Below are 14,440 nucleotides of genomic sequence, written 5' to 3'. Positions count from 1 at the left end.
CGGCCCGGTCCCGCCCGGCCGTGTCCCTCAGCGCCGTCCGGACCCGCTCGCGACGCCGCCGGTCCCGCTGCCGCCGCCGTTCAGGTCGGAGTCGTCCAGCTTCCCCCGCATGATGTCTCCGTGGAAGCCGCGGATGTGGGCCTCCACCAGGTCGCCCGCTCGCTCCTGGTCCCCGGCGGCGATCGCGTCGTAGATGGCGCGGTGCTCGCCGCGCAGCCGCCGCGCCACCGCCTCCCAGTCGTCGATCTTGTTGAACGCCTTGAGCAGGACGTGCCGGAAGGCGTTGCGCACGGCGACGGTCATGTCCGTCATCAGCCGGTTGCCGCCGGCCTCGGCGATGGCGACGTGGAACGCGGTGTCGTGGTCGTTGAAGCGCTCCCGGGACAGCCCGGGTTCGTCCATGGCGTCCAGCTCGGCCCGCATCCGCGCGAGGTGCTCGACGGTGGCGCGCCGGGCGGCGAGGCGGGCGCTGGCCCGTTCCAGTGTGGCGCGCGACTCGACGACGTCGTCGAGCGGGAAGTTCGCCAGCGCCATGTGCAGCCGGAGCAGCTGGGTGAGCCCTTCGCTGGGCATGGCCGCGATCACGCTGCCGGAGGACGGCCCGGTGCCGACCCGGGCGCGCAGCACGCCGTGGGCCTCCAGGACGCGCAGGGCCTCGCGGACGGCCGCGCGGCTGACGCCCAGCAGGTCGACGAGTTCCCGCTCCGGGGGCAGCCGGTCCCCGACCCGCAGATTGCCCGCGAGGATCTGCTCCTCGATGCGGGCCAGGACGAGTTCGAAGGTGCGGGAACGCGGCACCGGTTCCCAGGCCGCGGCGTCAGGCATAGAACGCTTCTTCCCTTTCCGAGGGCCGTCGTTGGACGGGACGGGTCCCCTCGCCCCACTCCGTGAGCATACGTGAGGTCCTGGAGGCGAAAGGTCTGACCAATCAAATTGACCCGGTCGAACCTCTGGACACCTCGCGATTGGCTCAATAGCGTGTGCGCGCCCCATCGGTATGGTCTGACCAAACCCTCAAGAGGACCGTATGTACCAGCCTGATCTCTCTCCCATCGCGGACAGCCTCGGCCTGTCCGCCCTCGTGGCCGCCCTTCCCCTGCTCACCCTCTTCGTCCTGCTCGGCGGCCTCAGGATGAAGGCGCACTGGGCGGGCCTCGTCTCGCTCGCCGTGGCCGTGCTGGTCGCCGTCGCCGGCTACGGCATGGCCCCCGGCCTCGCCCTGCTCTCGGCGACCCAGGGGGCGGCTTTCGGCCTCTTCCCCATCATGTGGATCGTGCTGACCGCGATCTGGGTCTACCAGCTCACCGTGGTCAGCGGCCGCTTCGAGGATCTCCGCCGGGCCTTCGGCCTGATCAGCGACGACCCCCGGATACAGGCGGTCATCATCGCCTTCTGCTTCGGCGGTCTGCTCGAGGCGCTCGCCGGATTCGGTGCCCCGGTCGCGATCACCGGTGTGATGCTGATGGCCCTCGGCTTCTCCCCGGTCCGCGCGGCGATCACCGTCCTGGTGGCCAACACCGCGCCCGTGGCCTTCGGCGCGATCGCCATCCCGATCATCACCGCCGGTGAACTCACCAAGATCCCGTACACCGAGATCGGCGCCTACGTCGGCCGGCAGACCCCGCTGCTCGCCCTCTTCGTCCCGCTGCTGCTGGTGGCGCTCGTCGACGGCCGGCGCGGGGTGCGGCAGACCTGGCCCGCCGCCCTCGTCTGCGGTGCCGCCTTCGGCCTCGCCCAGTTCGTCAGCGCCAACTACATCTCCGTCGAGCTCACCGACATCATCGCCTCGCTCATCGGCCTGGCCGCGCTGGTCGTCTTCCTCCGCGTCTGGAAGCCGCAGGGCGGCCAGGACGCCAAGGCGTCGCTGAAGGCCGCCACCGAGAAGGAGCTCGGCACGGAGGCCGCCGAGGCCCAGGAGGCCGCCAACGCCACCTCGGACCGCCGCGAGGGCTCCATCCTCATGGCCTTCCTGCCGTACCTGATCATCATCGCGATCTTCTCGCTGGCGAAACTGTGGACGCCGCTCAAGGAGTTCCTGGCCTCGACCGATGTGAAGATCCCCTGGCCCGGTCTGGACGGGAACATCCTCAACGCCGCGGGCGACGTGGTCACCAGCACCGTCTACACCCTGCCGTGGCTCTCCTCCCCGGGCACCCTGCTGCTGATCTCCGGCGTGCTCGTCGCGCTCGTCTACAAGGTCGACCCGGCCACCACCGTGCGCGAGTTCGGCGGCACCGTCACCAAGCTGCGCTGGGCCCTGCTCACCGTCGCCACCGTGCTCGCCCTCGCCTACGTCCTCAACATGTCCGGCCAGACCATCACCATGGGCACCTGGATCGCCGGAACCGGCGCGGCCTTCGCCTTCCTCTCGCCGATCCTGGGCTGGCTGGGCGTCGCCGTCACCGGTTCCGACACCTCCGCCAACGCCCTCTTCGCCACCCTCCAGCAGGCGGCCGCCGCCAAGGCGGGCCTCGACCCGACCCTGCTGGTCGCCGCCAACACCTCCGGCGGCGTGGTCGGCAAGATGATCAGCCCGCAGAACCTCACCATCGCCGCCACGGCGGTCGGCCTGGTCGGCAAGGAGTCCCAGCTCTTCCGCGGCGCCATCAAGTGGAGCCTCGGACTGCTGCTCGCCATGTGCGTCCTGGTCTACCTCCAGTCCAACGTCCTGGCCTGGATGCTGCCGTAACGGCGGACGGAGAATCCCTTTCATGCGAATCGCCCTGTTCATCACCTGCTTCAACGACACCCTCTTCCCGGCCACCGGCCGGGCGGTGGTGACGCTGCTGGAGCGGCTCGGCTGCACGGTGGAGTTCCCGCCGGACCAGACCTGCTGCGGGCAGATGCACTTCAACACCGGCTACCAGCGGGACTGCGTGCCGCTCGTCCGCTCGTTCGGCGAGGTCTTCGCCGGTTACGACGCCGTCGTGACCCCGTCCGGCTCCTGCGCCGGCATGGTGCGCGAGAACCACGGCCGGGTCGCCGAGATCTCCGGCGACCCGGGGCTCGCCGCCTCCGTGGCGGCGGCACCGAAGGTGTACGAGCTGTCCGAGTTCCTGGTGGACGTACTGAAGGTCACCGATGTCGGGGCGTACTTCCCCCACCGGGTCACCTACCACCCCACCTGCCACTCCCTGCGCATGCTGCGGGTCGGCGACAAGCCGCTCCAACTGCTGCGCGCCGTGCGCGGGATCGACCTGGTGGAGCTGCCGGAGGCCGACCAGTGCTGCGGCTTCGGCGGCACGTTCGCGCTGAAGAACGCGGACACCTCGGTCGCCATGTGCTCCGACAAGGTCCGCCATGTGCGGAGCACGGGCGCCGAGGTGCTCGTCGCGGGCGACAACTCCTGCCTGATGCACATCGGCGGTGCGCTGTCCCGGCAGCGCACCGGCGTGCGCACCCTGCACCTGGCGGAGATCCTCGCCAGTACGGAGGCGGACCCGGCACCCGGGACGCCGGCCGCCGCCGTCAACGGCTCACGGAAGCCGAAGTCCGGGAAGCCGAAGTCCGCTGCGAAGACAACCGGTACGACGAGGGGGGCGAAGCGATGAGCGGCGGAACATTCGTCGGTATGCCGGCCTTCCCCGAAGGGGCCGCGACGGCACTCGCCGACACCCAGCTGCGCCGCAACCTCGCGCACGCCACCGGCACCATCCGCGGAAAGCGGGCGGCGGTCGTCGGCGAACTCGGCGACTGGGAGGAGCTGCGCGAGGCCGGACGCGCCGTCAAGGAGCACACCCTGCGCCATCTCGACCGCTACCTCCTCCAGTTGGAGGAGAAGGTCACCGCGGCCGGCGGCGTGGTGCACTGGGCGCGGGACGGCGACGAGGCCAACCGCATCGTCACCGATCTGGTCCGGGCCACCGGCGAGACCGAGGTCGTCAAGGTCAAGTCGATGGCCACCCAGGAGATCGGGCTCAACGAGGCGCTGGCCGAGGCCGGCATCGCCGCGTACGAGACGGACCTCGCCGAGCTGATCGTCCAGCTCGGCGACGACCTCCCCTCGCACATCCTCGTCCCGGCCATCCACCGCAACCGCTCGGAGATCCGCGAGACCTTCCTCCGCTCCATGGGCGACTACGGCACCCCCGCCCCGGACGGCCTCACCGACGAGCCCCGCGACCTGGCCGGCGCCGCCCGGCGCCATCTGCGGGAGAAGTTCCTCCGCGCCAAGGTCGGTATCTCCGGCGCCAACTTCCTCGTCGCCGAGACCGGCACCGCCGTCGTCGTCGAGTCCGAGGGCAACGGGCGGATGTGCCTCACCCTCCCCGAGACCCTCATCTCGGTCGTCGGCATCGAGAAGCTGGTGCCGACCTGGCAGGACCTGGAGGTCTTCTTCCAGCTCCTGCCCCGCTCCTCCACCGGCGAGCGGATGAACCCCTACACCTCCACCTGGACCGGCACCGCCGACGGCGACGGCCCGCGCGCCTTCCACCTGGTGCTCCTCGACGGCGGGCGCACCGACGTCCTCACCGACGAGATCGGCCGCCAGGCCCTCAACTGCATCCGCTGCTCGGCCTGTCTGAACGTCTGCCCGGTCTACGAGCGGGTCGGCGGCCACGCCTACGGCTCGGTCTACCCGGGCCCGATCGGCGCGATCCTCGGACCGCAGCTGCGCGGCACGCGGTCGGAGGTGGACAAGTCCCTGCCCTACGCCTCCACGCTCTGCGGCGCCTGCTACGACGTCTGCCCGGTGAAGATCAACATCCCGGAGGTGCTGGTCCATCTGCGGGCCAGGGTCGCGGACGGGCCACGGGCCGTCGACGCTCCCGCTCCCGGCCGGACCGCCGGGAGCGGGAGTGGCGATGGCCCGTCCCGGGAGCCGGACCGGCGCCGTGGCGCCTTCTCCGAACGGATGGCCATGAAGGCCGCCCGCTGGGTGCTCTCCGACGCCCGCCGGCTCGCCGCCGCCCAGCGGCTCGGCTCCCTCGGCGGACGGCTGCTCGCCGGACGGGGCCACGCGCCCCCGGGGAAGATCGGCCGGCTGCCCGGACCGCTCTCCGCCTGGAGCGACGCCCGCGACACCCCCGCCCCGCCACAGGAATCGTTCCGCGCCTGGTGGAAGAGGACTCACCAATGACCACACCCGGTACCCCCGAACCCGCACCCGGGCACGCCCCCGCCCCGGGCCCCGCCGCAACGGCGGCCCGGCGCAACGCCGAGGCCCGCGCGGCGGTCCTCGGCCGCATCCGCCGCGCCCTGTCCGACGTACCCGGAGCGTCCGAGCCGGGGCCGGTCCCCGAGGCCGTCCCGGTGGAGCGCGATTACTCCCGGTCCGGCCCCGAGGCCCCCGGCTCGCCCGAGGCGCTGCGGCTGCTCGAAGACCGTCTCGTCGACTACAAGGCGACGGTGCGGACGGTCGCGGACGACGCGGTGGCGGGCGCCATCGCCGAGTCCCTGGCCGCACGCGGCGCCGCCCGGGTCGTCCTGCCGGAGGGCTTCCCGGAGCACTGGCGCCCGGAGCCGCCCCCGGGCGCGGTCCCGGGACACGTCCCCCGGCTGCTCCCGGACGGCGACCCGCCGCTGACCGTGACCGAACTCGACGCGGTGGACGGCGTGGTGACCACGGCGGTCACCGCCATCGCCGCCACCGGCACCCTCGTCCTCGACGGCGGCCCGGGCCAGGGCCGGCGCGCCCTGACCCTGGTGCCGGATCACCACCTGTGCGTGATCCGCGCGGACCGGGTGGTGGCGTCCGTACCGGAGGCGATGGCGCGGCTCGACCCGGCCCGCCCGCTCACCTTCATCTCGGGCCCCTCGGCCACCAGCGACATCGAACTCCGCCGCGTCGAGGGCGTCCACGGCCCCCGCACCCTGGAGGTCCTGCTGGTGACCGGCTGACGGCCCGGGCGCCGACCGCCCGGCTCCCCGACCGGGGCAGGGCATCGGGGACCCCGCGCGCACAGCGTCCCGATACCCGCGCCCACCGGGACCGGCCCGGCTTCCACCGCACGGAAGCCGGGCCGGTCCGCCTTTTTCCTGTACGGAGACGGGGGCGCCCCGCACCGGAATCACGTCCGGTGCGGGGCGTCCGCGGGTGGGGCGAGGGAGGGGCCGGCTCAGCCGAGCGGGCCGAACGGCCGGTGGTCCTGGCGGCAGACCGTGCCGCGCGGTGGGAGCACGCCCTTGACGAAGTAGCGGCTCTCGTGACGCTTCACGCAGTCGCTCGGGTTCATCAGGGCCATGTGCCCGTCGCCCTTGACGGTCAGGAGGCGGGCGTCGGCGAGCTGCCGCGTCATGGCCAGCGAGCCCTCGTACGGGGTCGTCGGGTCGTTGGTGATGCCGACCGTCAGGAGCGGGGCGGCGGTCTGCCGGTCCCAGGGCCCGGTGTAGGGGTTCGCGGCGCGGACGGGCCAGGTGGCGCAGGGTTCGTTGCGCCACGTCCAGTACGAGCCCGGGTCACCGGCGCGGGCCCGGCTGAACCTCTCGATGGCGCGGTACCGCCGGGGATCGCGCGGGTTCGGGCTCTCCCCGCACATCATCGCGTACTGCCATTCGTAGCCGGGGTAGTCGTCGTCCGTGTGCGCGGGGGCGTGCGCGGGTGCGGGGAGCGTCCGGGCGCGGAGACCGGATCCCGGCTCCGCGGGACCGCTGTTCTCCCACAAGTCCTGCAGTTTGTCGGCGAGTTCGGTCCACCCCGGGTCGACGTCACGGAGCTGTTCGACGACGAAGGACACGGTCGCGGCGTAGGTCCAGTATCCCTGGGGGTCGTGCCGCAGACGGTGCAGCAGCCGCTCGAACTTGGTGCGGGTGGCCTGCGGGTTGCCCGCCGAGAAGGCGCAGTCGTCCGGTGTGCTGCGGCCGCAGAGGTCCAGGAAGCGGGAGAGGCCCTGGGCCGAGGCGAGGTCGAAGTCCTGCCGCAGGAAGGTGGGGAGCCAGGAGCCCCGGCGCACCCATTCCCGCGGGTTGACGTTGCTGTCCAGGGTCATGGCCCGGACCCGGTGCGGGAAGAGGTTGGCGTAGGTGGCGCCGGCGAAGGTGCCGTAGGAGGTGCCGAGGTAGTTCAGCCCGCGGTCGCCCACGGCCGCCCGGAGCAGGTCCAGGTCGCGGGCCGTGTCGGCGGCGGACATGTGGCGGAGGAGGGCGGGGGCCCGCTCCGCGCAGCGCCGTCCGAGCTCGGCCCAGCTTCTGATCCACACCTTGCGTTCCCGCGCGCCGACGGGGAAGCCGTCCGGCACCTTCTCGGCCCAGCGCAGCGCCTGGGCGGTGGAGCGGAAGCACCTGACCGGCGTGGACCGTCCCGTGCCGCGCATGTCCCAGCTCACGAGGTCGAACCGCTTCCGCACCGCGAGCGGGAACTCCTCGTAGGACTCCCGGAGCGCCGCCGTGCCGTCGGCTCTCAGGCCGGGGTGGTAGAACAACGAGCCGATGCGGCGGTGCTGTTCGACCGCGGGCCGCTTGATGAGGGCCAGCTCGATGGTGCGTCCCCGGGGGCGCCGGTGGTCCAGCGGGACCCTGGCGGTGGCGCAGTGGTACCGGGGCGTGTGAAGGCAGGGGGCCCAGTCCAGGTGGGGCACGGAGGACGCGCCCGCGCCCGTGTCCGCACCCGTGCCCGGTTCGGCTCCCGCGGGCACGGGGGCGGGTGCGGGCGCCCGGCCCGGGACCGGCGCGGCGGTCGCGGCCGCCGCGGGCGGGACGAAGGCGCCCACGGCGCACGCCAGGGCGGTCGCTGCGGCGAGTCTTCGCCAGTGGCGGGGAGGGGTGGCAGGTGACACGGGGGAGGTCCCTTCTGGCCGGCGGCACAGCAGCGCCGCCGACGCCGTTCCACCGCCCCGTGGCGCTGCCCGTCCGCCGGCCGCGCCGGAACCCCGGTCACGGGAAGCGTGGCCGGAGGCCGGAGGCCGGAGCCGGGAGACCAGAGGCTGGAAGGCCGTGTGCCGGATGCTGTGCGGAACGATGTCTTCCAGACCGCAGCCTGCATTCCCCCCCGCCTGCCGCGCCCGGTGGACGACCCGTACGGGGGGCCGGCGCGGCCGTACGGGTGTCGCCTCGCGGGGGCCGCCGCGGGTCACCGTCGGCCGTGTCACCGGGGAGCCCTGGACGGGCGCGGGGCCGTGAACCGGCAAGGGCCTTGCGCGCCCCGGGGACGGGGGAAGCGGCCGGGGACGCTGCCCGCGCGGCGTGCCGCGGGGTGCGCCGCGGGGTGCCGGCCGCCGGAGGGCCGGTCCGGCGCCGGGTTCTGCGCGTCCGGCCTCGGCCGGCCGCCCGGCCGCCCGGTCGTGCGGCCGGGTGTGCCCGGGCCCGGCTCAGCGGAGGCGGCCGACCGCCCAGAAGGTGGACACCAGCACCCCGGTGAACCACGCGGCCATCTCGACGGCCCGGCCCGCGAGCGACCCGTCCAGCAGCCCTTCGGACACCGCCCGTCCGGCCATGCCGAACGCACCGGTGCACAGGACGCAGACCACCGCCACGATCGTGATGTCGGCGATCTGGCCGTCCCGCTCGTCCCTGCGGCCCATTCCCGGTTCTCCGTCCCCGCTCATCCATGCACCCGTGTATCCGTACATCCGTACGGTGTCGGGACTCAACACGGGAGGGGGTACATCCCATTCCACCCGTCTCATCCATTGGACGGGGAGGCGTCTCACCAGGGCATATGGCCCCGTGCGGCCGTCTCAGCGGGGCGCCGGCCGGCCGATCAGCATCACCGGGGCCCCGGCCGCGCGGGTGAGGAAGACGGTGGCCGCGTTCGGGCCCTTGGGCTTGATCCGCCTGCGCAGCTCCTCCGGTTCGACCGCCGAGCCGCGCTTCTTGACCGTCAGGGTGCCGACCTCGCGTTCGCGGAGCAGCGCCTTGAGCCGTTTGAGGTTGAAGGGGAGGGCGTCGGTGATCTCGTAGGCCGTCGCGTACGGGGTCGGGGTGAGCGCGTCCGCCGTGATGTAGGCGATGGTCGGGTCGATCAGGCGTCCGCCGTCCAGCTCCGCCGCCACGTCCGCCACGAGGTGGGCCCGGATCACGGCGCCGTCCGGCTCGTAGAGGTAGCGGCCCACCGGCCCGGCCTCCGGGTCGGGCAGCCCGGAGGCCGGCAGGGAGGCGCCGGACGGCAGGAGGGTGGCGCGGCGGGTGCCCGGCGCGATGCGAGCAGCGGTGTGGGGTATGGCATCGGCGCCGGCGTCCGGACGCCCCTCGGGCGAGCCGGTGCGCGGGGCGAACCAGAGCACCGCCTCCTTCACCTCGCCGCCGTCCGAGACCCACTCCGCCTCGGCGTCCTCCGGCACCGCCTCGTGCGGCACCCCGGGGGCGATCTTCAGCGCCGCGTACGGTGCCCGGCGCGCCGCCCCGATGGCCCAGGAGAGCGGTGGCGAGTACGCCTCCGGGTCGAACACCCGGCCGCGTCCCCCGCGCCGTGCGGGGTCCACGAACACCGCGTCGTACGGAGCCGTGTCCACCTCCGTCACCTCCGCGCGGCGCACCTCGATCAGCCCGTCCAGCCCCAGCGCCTCGGCGTTGGCCCGGGCGACCGCGCAGGTCAGCGGATCGCGGTCGACGGCCAGTACCGACATCCCGGCCCGCGCCAGGGCGATCGCGTCCCCGCCGATGCCGCAGCACAGGTCCGCCACCCGCCGCACGCCCAGGGCGGAGAGACGGTGTGCGCGGTACGCGGCGACGGACGTGCGGGTCGCCTGTTCGACTCCGTTCGGCGTGAAGAACATCCGGTGGGCGTCCCCGGCGCCGAACTTCGCCACCGCCCGCTGCCGCAGCCGTGCCTGGCCCAGCGCGGCCGACACCAGCTCGGCGGGGTGCTCACGGCGCAGCCGGGTGGCGGTCGCCAGCTCGTGTGCCGGGTCGTGGTCGCGGAGTGCGGCGAGGAGGTGCCGTCCCTCGTCGGTGAGCAGGGCGGAGAAGGCGGAGACGGCGGGATCGACGGCGCCGGGGGCGGAACCCGGGTGGTCGGGAGAGCCGGGAGAGCCGGGAGAGCCGGGGGAGGCGGCGGCGGGGTCGTTCACCTGCCCATTGTGGGCCATCCGGGGGGCGGTGACCGGCGGACGGGGCACCGGAGTTGCGCCGGGTGGGGCCCCTGGCAGCATCCCGTTTCATGGGGTTTGTACGAAAAGCCTACAAGTCAATCGGGCCCACGAAGGCACAGACCCGGCGGGCACGGCCCCGCACGCCCCGGACCTCCGCCTCGCCGGCCCGCCCCCGCTCCGTCCAGCAGGCGCCCCCGGTGCCGCCGCTGGAGGCGGCGGTCCGCTCCGGCTGCCCCCGCGGTCCCGGCGGGGCCGGCGACTGCGGCTGCTCCGGCCATCCCGGCCGTGCCCCCCGGCCCCCGAACCCTCAGTGCCCGGGCCCCCGTCCCCGCCCCCGTCCCCGCGGAACGGCCCGGCCCCGTACCGGCCGGACCGGCCGTACCGCCGCCGCCCTCGTCCTCACCGGACTCCTCGCCGCCGCCTGCGGCCCCTCCGGGGAGCGCGGGCCGGCACCCGATCCCTCCCTCGACGCCCGGAACGCCGCCCCCGACGAGGCGCCCGGCTCGGGCGACCTGCTCTCCGTCCCCGCCCGCGCCCTCGCCGCCCGCGCCGAGCGGCTGCGGCGCGCCCCGGCCGCGCGCCCGGCCGTCGCCCGCAGGTGGGGGCTGCGCTCGGCGCCGCTCTCCCCGCCGCCCCCGCCCGTCGTCAAGCCGGTGCTGACCACCCCGGAAGCGCTCCGCCGCGGCCCGCACCGCCCGGAGGACGGGCTGCCGCACGTGATCACCCGGGTCCCCACCGACGACCGCGTCATCTTCCTGACCATCGACGACGGCGCCGACAAGGACCCCCGGCTGCTCCGCATGGTCCGGGAGCTGAACGTCCCGGTCAGCGCCTTCCTCACGCACAGCCTCGCCCGCGAGGACTACGGGTACTTCCGCCGGCTGCGCGACCTGGGCGCCGGAATGCAGAACCACACCCTCACCCACCCCTACCTCCCCGCTCTCCCCTACGAGAAGCAGCGCCGGGAGATCTGCGCCCAGCAGGACAACCTGGAGCGGGAGACCGGCGTGCGCCCGGCGATGTTCCGTCCCCCGTTCGGCGGCTACGACCGCGCCACCCTGCGCGCGGCCGCGTCCTGCGGGATCGAGGTCGTGCCGCTGTGGAGCCAGGAGGTCTTCCCCGGGCGGACGGAGTACCGCCGCGGGGCGCTGGACGGGCGGTTCCACCCCGGCGACATCGTCCTCACGCACTTCCGCGGGCCGGCCCACTGGAAGGGCGACATGCGGGACGTCCTGCGGCGGGTGCTGGACCAGGCCACCGAGGAGGGGTTCGCGGTGGCGCTGCTGGAGGACTACGTCGGCGGCTCCTGAGCGGGCGACGGCCCCTTGTGGGCGATGGCCCCGGAGCGCCCGCCCCGCCCCCGCGTCGGGCCGGCCGGACCGCCGGCCCGCCGCCCCGCCGATGGAGACCGGAGAAAAGCCCGCCGCCACCGATGAGTTCCGCTCCGCCCGGCGGTCCACCCCCGTACAGCGACCCCACAGCAGAGCTTCGCGCCGGCGAGCGGCGCGAGCGAGAGAGAAGAGGCGACACCATGGCCGTCACCAGCGTTTTCGTCAACCTCCCCGTCAAGGACGTCCAGCGCTCCCGCGCCTTCTTCGGCGCACTCGGCTACTCCTTCGACGAGCGGTTCTCCGACGAGAAGTCCGCCTGTCTGGTGCTCAAGGAGGAGAGCATCTTCGCGATGCTGCTGGCCGAGCCGTTCTTCAAGGGCTTCATCAAGAAGGAGATCGCGGACTCCGCGAGCACCACCGAGGTGATCACCGCCCTCGCCGCCGAGAGCCGCGAGGAGGTCGACCGGCTGGTGGACACGGCGCTGGCGTCCGGGGGTTCGCCGGCGAGCGACACCATGGAGGAGGGTCCGATGTACGTCCGTTCCTTCCAGGACCCGGACGGGCACCACTGGGAGGTCGTGTACATGGACATGTCCGCCATGCAGTGACGGCGCCCGGCCCGGCGCCCCCGGCAACCCCGGCGCCCCCGACCCGGCTTCTGCGACGCGCCGCCGTGCCCCGGCGCCGGCGGCGCGTCGGCCTGCCCGGAACCGGCGCGTGCGCACCCCGTTCGCGCCCCCGGACGCCCCGTATCCCCCCGGACGGTCCTCCGGACGCCCCCGCTCCGGGCCGCCGGCGCCACGACTCGTTGGCACTCAGCTTGACCGAGTGCTAACGCCGTCATAGGCTCGGCGCTGGCACTCACCACCGGCGAGTGCCAACACAGCGACGGGCAGGTCCGGCACCCGCGACGACGGATTTACCCGGTCGCCACCTCAGACAGTTAACCCCGTGAGATCTCCGAAGGGGGAGGTCGGATCGTGACGACCGCCAGCTCCAAGGTTGCCATCAAGCCGCTCGAGGACCGCATTGTGGTCCAGCCGCTCGACGCCGAACAGACCACGGCTTCCGGCCTGGTCATCCCGGACACCGCCAAGGAGAAGCCCCAGGAGGGCGTCGTCCTTGCCGTCGGTCCGGGCCGCTTCGAGGACGGCAACCGTCTTCCGCTCGACGTTTCCGTCGGCGATGTCGTGCTCTACAGCAAGTACGGCGGCACCGAGGTGAAGTACAGCGGCGAGGAGTACCTCGTCCTCTCGGCTCGCGACGTGCTCGCGATCGTCGAGAAGTAATTCACCCAGCAATTCTGATCTGCGCCCCGGCTCTCCCGTGTACTGAACCACCGGGCGCCGGGGCGCGGCTCGTTGAGAGGACTCAGGCAACCCATGGCGAAGATCCTTAAGTTCGACGAGGACGCCCGTCGCGCCCTCGAGCGCGGCGTCAACAAGCTCGCCGACACCGTGAAGGTGACGATCGGCCCCAAGGGCCGCAACGTCGTCATCGACAAGAAGTTCGGCGCCCCGACCATCACCAACGACGGTGTCACCATCGCCCGCGAGGTCGAGGTCGAGGACCCCTACGAGAACCTGGGCGCCCAGCTCGTCAAGGAGGTGGCGACCAAGACCAACGACATCGCGGGTGACGGCACCACCACCGCGACCGTGCTGGCCCAGGCGCTGGTCCGCGAGGGCCTGCGCAACGTCGCCGCCGGCGCCTCCCCGGCCGCCCTGAAGAAGGGCATCGACGCCGCCGTCAAGGCGATGTCGGAGGAACTGCTGGCCACCGCCAGCCCGATCGACTCCAAGGCGGACATCGCCGCGGTCGCCGGTCTGTCCGCCCAGGACAAGCAGGTCGGCGAGCTCATCGCCGAGGCGATGGACAAGGTCGGCAAGGACGGTGTCATCACCGTCGAGGAGTCCAACACCTTCGGTCTGGAGCTCGACTTCACCGAGGGCATGGCCTTCGACAAGGGCTACCTCTCGCCGTACATGGTGACCGACCAGGAGCGTATGGAGGCCGTCCTCGACGACCCGTACATCCTGATCCACCAGGGCAAGATCGCCTCCATCCAGGACATGCTGCCGCTGCTGGAGAAGGTCATCCAGGCCGGCTCCTCCAAGCCGCTGCTGATCGTCGCCGAGGACGTCGAGGGCGAGGCGCTCTCCACCCTCGTCGTCAACAAGATCCGCGGCACCTTCAACGCCGTGGCCGTCAAGGCCCCCGGCTTCGGCGACCGCCGCAAGGCGATGCTCGGCGACATGGCCACCCTCACCGGTGCCACCGTCATCGCCGAGGAGGTCGGCCTCAAGCTCGACCAGGCCGGTCTGGACGTGCTGGGCTCCGCCCGCCGCGTGACCGTCACCAAGGACGACACCACCATCGTCGACGGTGCCGGCAAGAGCGAGGACGTGCAGGCCCGCGTCGCGCAGATCAAGGCCGAGATCGAGTCCACCGACTCCGACTGGGACCGCGAGAAGCTCCAGGAGCGCCTCGCCAAGCTCGCCGGCGGCGTGTGCGTGATCAAGGTCGGCGCCGCGACCGAGGTCGAGCTCAAGGAGAAGAAGCACCGTCTGGAGGACGCCATCTCCGCGACCCGCGCCGCGGTCGAGGAGGGCATCGTCTCCGGTGGCGGTTCCGCGCTGGTCCACGCCGCCAAGGTGCTGGGCGACTCGCTCGGCAAGGAGGGCGACGAGGCCACCGGTGTCGCCGTCGTCCGCCGCGCCGTCGTCGAGCCGCTGCGCTGGATCGCGGAGAACGCCGGCCTGGAGGGCTACGTCATCACCTCCAAGGTCGCCGAGCTGGAGAAGGGCAACGGCTTCAACGCCGCGACCGGCGAGTACGGCGACCTGGTCAAGGCCGGGGTCATCGACCCGGTCAAGGTCACCCGCTCCGCCCTGGAGAACGCCGCCTCCATCGCCTCGCTGCTGCTGACGACCGAGACCCTGGTCGTCGAGAAGCCCGCCGAGGAGGAGCAGGAGGCCGGTGGCCACAGCCACGGCCACTCCCACTGACGCGACCGGTGCCCCGGGCCGCCCGCACGGGTGGTCCGGACCGGTCCCGGCCGTACGGACGAAGCCGGCGCCCCGCTGGGGGCGCCGGCTTCGGCGGTTCGGGGGCCGGGGCCGCGGGCTCACGGCCCCGGTC

Annotated in this window: 12 protein-coding genes; 8 read left to right on the top strand and 4 right to left on the bottom strand. The window is 73.2% G+C overall.

Annotated features, from left to right (window positions below):
• Positions 1-27: 27 nt before the first annotated feature.
• Positions 28-825, bottom strand: coding sequence for a FadR/GntR family transcriptional regulator (locus tag SXIN_RS12210; protein ID WP_019710511.1), 798 nt, complete (start codon positions 823-825; stop codon positions 28-30).
• A gap of 202 nt (positions 826-1,027) precedes the next feature.
• Here SXIN_RS12210 and SXIN_RS12205 point away from each other — a divergent pair, with 202 nt between their 5' ends.
• Genes SXIN_RS12205 through SXIN_RS12190 form a run of 4 tightly spaced genes read left to right on the top strand, consistent with a single transcriptional unit; the run spans position 1,028 to position 5,841 of the window.
• Positions 1,028-2,689, top strand: coding sequence for an L-lactate permease (locus SXIN_RS12205; RefSeq protein WP_019710510.1), 1,662 nt, complete (start codon positions 1,028-1,030; stop codon positions 2,687-2,689).
• 22 nt (positions 2,690-2,711) lie between these two features.
• Positions 2,712-3,551: a (Fe-S)-binding protein gene (locus SXIN_RS12200; RefSeq protein ID WP_019710509.1), complete on the top strand. Its 840-nt coding sequence runs from the start codon at positions 2,712-2,714 to the stop codon at positions 3,549-3,551.
• Positions 3,548-5,080: a lactate utilization protein B gene (locus SXIN_RS12195; protein ID WP_095756985.1), complete on the top strand. Its 1,533-nt coding sequence runs from the start codon at positions 3,548-3,550 to the stop codon at positions 5,078-5,080. Before SXIN_RS12200 ends, SXIN_RS12195 begins: the two co-directional genes overlap by 4 nt.
• Positions 5,077-5,841 (top strand): LutC/YkgG family protein, encoded by a 765-nt coding sequence (locus tag SXIN_RS12190; RefSeq protein ID WP_095756984.1) that lies wholly within the window; start codon positions 5,077-5,079, stop codon positions 5,839-5,841. The genes SXIN_RS12195 and SXIN_RS12190 overlap by 4 nt, the downstream gene beginning before the upstream one ends.
• A gap of 218 nt (positions 5,842-6,059) precedes the next feature.
• Here the strand turns inward: SXIN_RS12190 and SXIN_RS12185 are convergent, their stop codons facing one another.
• From SXIN_RS12185 to SXIN_RS12175, 3 genes are all read right to left on the bottom strand, one after another.
• Positions 6,060-7,715, bottom strand: coding sequence for an alpha/beta hydrolase (locus SXIN_RS12185; RefSeq protein ID WP_192883582.1), 1,656 nt, complete (start codon positions 7,713-7,715; stop codon positions 6,060-6,062).
• Between the two features lie 531 nt (positions 7,716-8,246).
• Positions 8,247-8,459 carry a hypothetical protein gene (locus SXIN_RS12180; protein WP_019710504.1) on the bottom strand — a complete coding sequence of 71 codons (213 nt, stop codon included), beginning with the start codon at positions 8,457-8,459 and terminating at the stop codon, positions 8,247-8,249.
• Between the two features lie 156 nt (positions 8,460-8,615).
• Entirely contained in the window at positions 8,616-9,965 is a 1,350-nt protein-coding gene (locus SXIN_RS12175; protein ID WP_095758017.1) for a THUMP-like domain-containing protein, read from the bottom strand.
• A gap of 71 nt (positions 9,966-10,036) precedes the next feature.
• Here SXIN_RS12175 and SXIN_RS32135 point away from each other — a divergent pair, with 71 nt between their 5' ends.
• The 4 genes from SXIN_RS32135 to groL all read left to right on the top strand — a co-directional run bounded on the left by SXIN_RS32135 (position 10,037) and on the right by groL (position 14,307).
• Positions 10,037-11,278, top strand: coding sequence for a polysaccharide deacetylase family protein (locus tag SXIN_RS32135; RefSeq protein ID WP_238153744.1), 1,242 nt, complete (start codon positions 10,037-10,039; stop codon positions 11,276-11,278).
• Positions 11,279-11,499: 221 nt separating this feature from the next.
• Positions 11,500-11,907, top strand: a complete 408-nt coding sequence (locus SXIN_RS12165) for a VOC family protein (RefSeq protein ID WP_019706860.1) — start codon at positions 11,500-11,502, stop codon at positions 11,905-11,907.
• Between the two features lie 372 nt (positions 11,908-12,279).
• Positions 12,280-12,588: a co-chaperone GroES gene (gene groES, locus SXIN_RS12160; RefSeq protein ID WP_019710502.1), complete on the top strand. Its 309-nt coding sequence runs from the start codon at positions 12,280-12,282 to the stop codon at positions 12,586-12,588.
• A gap of 93 nt (positions 12,589-12,681) precedes the next feature.
• Positions 12,682-14,307 carry a chaperonin GroEL gene (groL, locus tag SXIN_RS12155; protein ID WP_019710501.1) on the top strand — a complete coding sequence of 542 codons (1,626 nt, stop codon included), beginning with the start codon at positions 12,682-12,684 and terminating at the stop codon, positions 14,305-14,307.
• Positions 14,308-14,440 lie beyond the last annotated feature (133 nt).

It is taken from the genome of Streptomyces xinghaiensis S187 (assembly GCF_000220705.2).
In the GTDB taxonomy this organism is placed as follows: domain Bacteria; phylum Actinomycetota; class Actinomycetes; order Streptomycetales; family Streptomycetaceae; genus Streptomyces; species Streptomyces xinghaiensis.
This window is presented reverse-complemented; position numbering and strand designations above follow the sequence as displayed.

Excerpts from the sequence above, each read along its gene's own strand:
- SXIN_RS12200 (WP_019710509.1), top strand. The coding sequence starts at position 2,712 with ATGCGAATCGCCCTGTTCATCACCTGCTTCAACGACACCCTCTTCCCG.
- SXIN_RS12195 (WP_095756985.1), top strand. The coding sequence starts at position 3,548 with ATGAGCGGCGGAACATTCGTCGGTATGCCGGCCTTCCCCGAAGGGGCC.
- SXIN_RS12205 (WP_019710510.1), top strand. The coding sequence starts at position 1,028 with ATGTACCAGCCTGATCTCTCTCCCATCGCGGACAGCCTCGGCCTGTCC.
- groL (WP_019710501.1), top strand. The coding sequence starts at position 12,682 with ATGGCGAAGATCCTTAAGTTCGACGAGGACGCCCGTCGCGCCCTCGAG.
- SXIN_RS12175 (WP_095758017.1), bottom strand. The coding sequence starts at position 9,965 with ATGGCCCACAATGGGCAGGTGAACGACCCCGCCGCCGCCTCCCCCGGC.
- SXIN_RS12180 (WP_019710504.1), bottom strand. The coding sequence starts at position 8,459 with ATGGGCCGCAGGGACGAGCGGGACGGCCAGATCGCCGACATCACGATC.
- SXIN_RS12190 (WP_095756984.1), top strand. The coding sequence starts at position 5,077 with ATGACCACACCCGGTACCCCCGAACCCGCACCCGGGCACGCCCCCGCC.
- SXIN_RS12165 (WP_019706860.1), top strand. The coding sequence starts at position 11,500 with ATGGCCGTCACCAGCGTTTTCGTCAACCTCCCCGTCAAGGACGTCCAG.
- SXIN_RS32135 (WP_238153744.1), top strand. The coding sequence starts at position 10,037 with ATGGGGTTTGTACGAAAAGCCTACAAGTCAATCGGGCCCACGAAGGCA.
- SXIN_RS12210 (WP_019710511.1), bottom strand. The coding sequence starts at position 825 with ATGCCTGACGCCGCGGCCTGGGAACCGGTGCCGCGTTCCCGCACCTTC.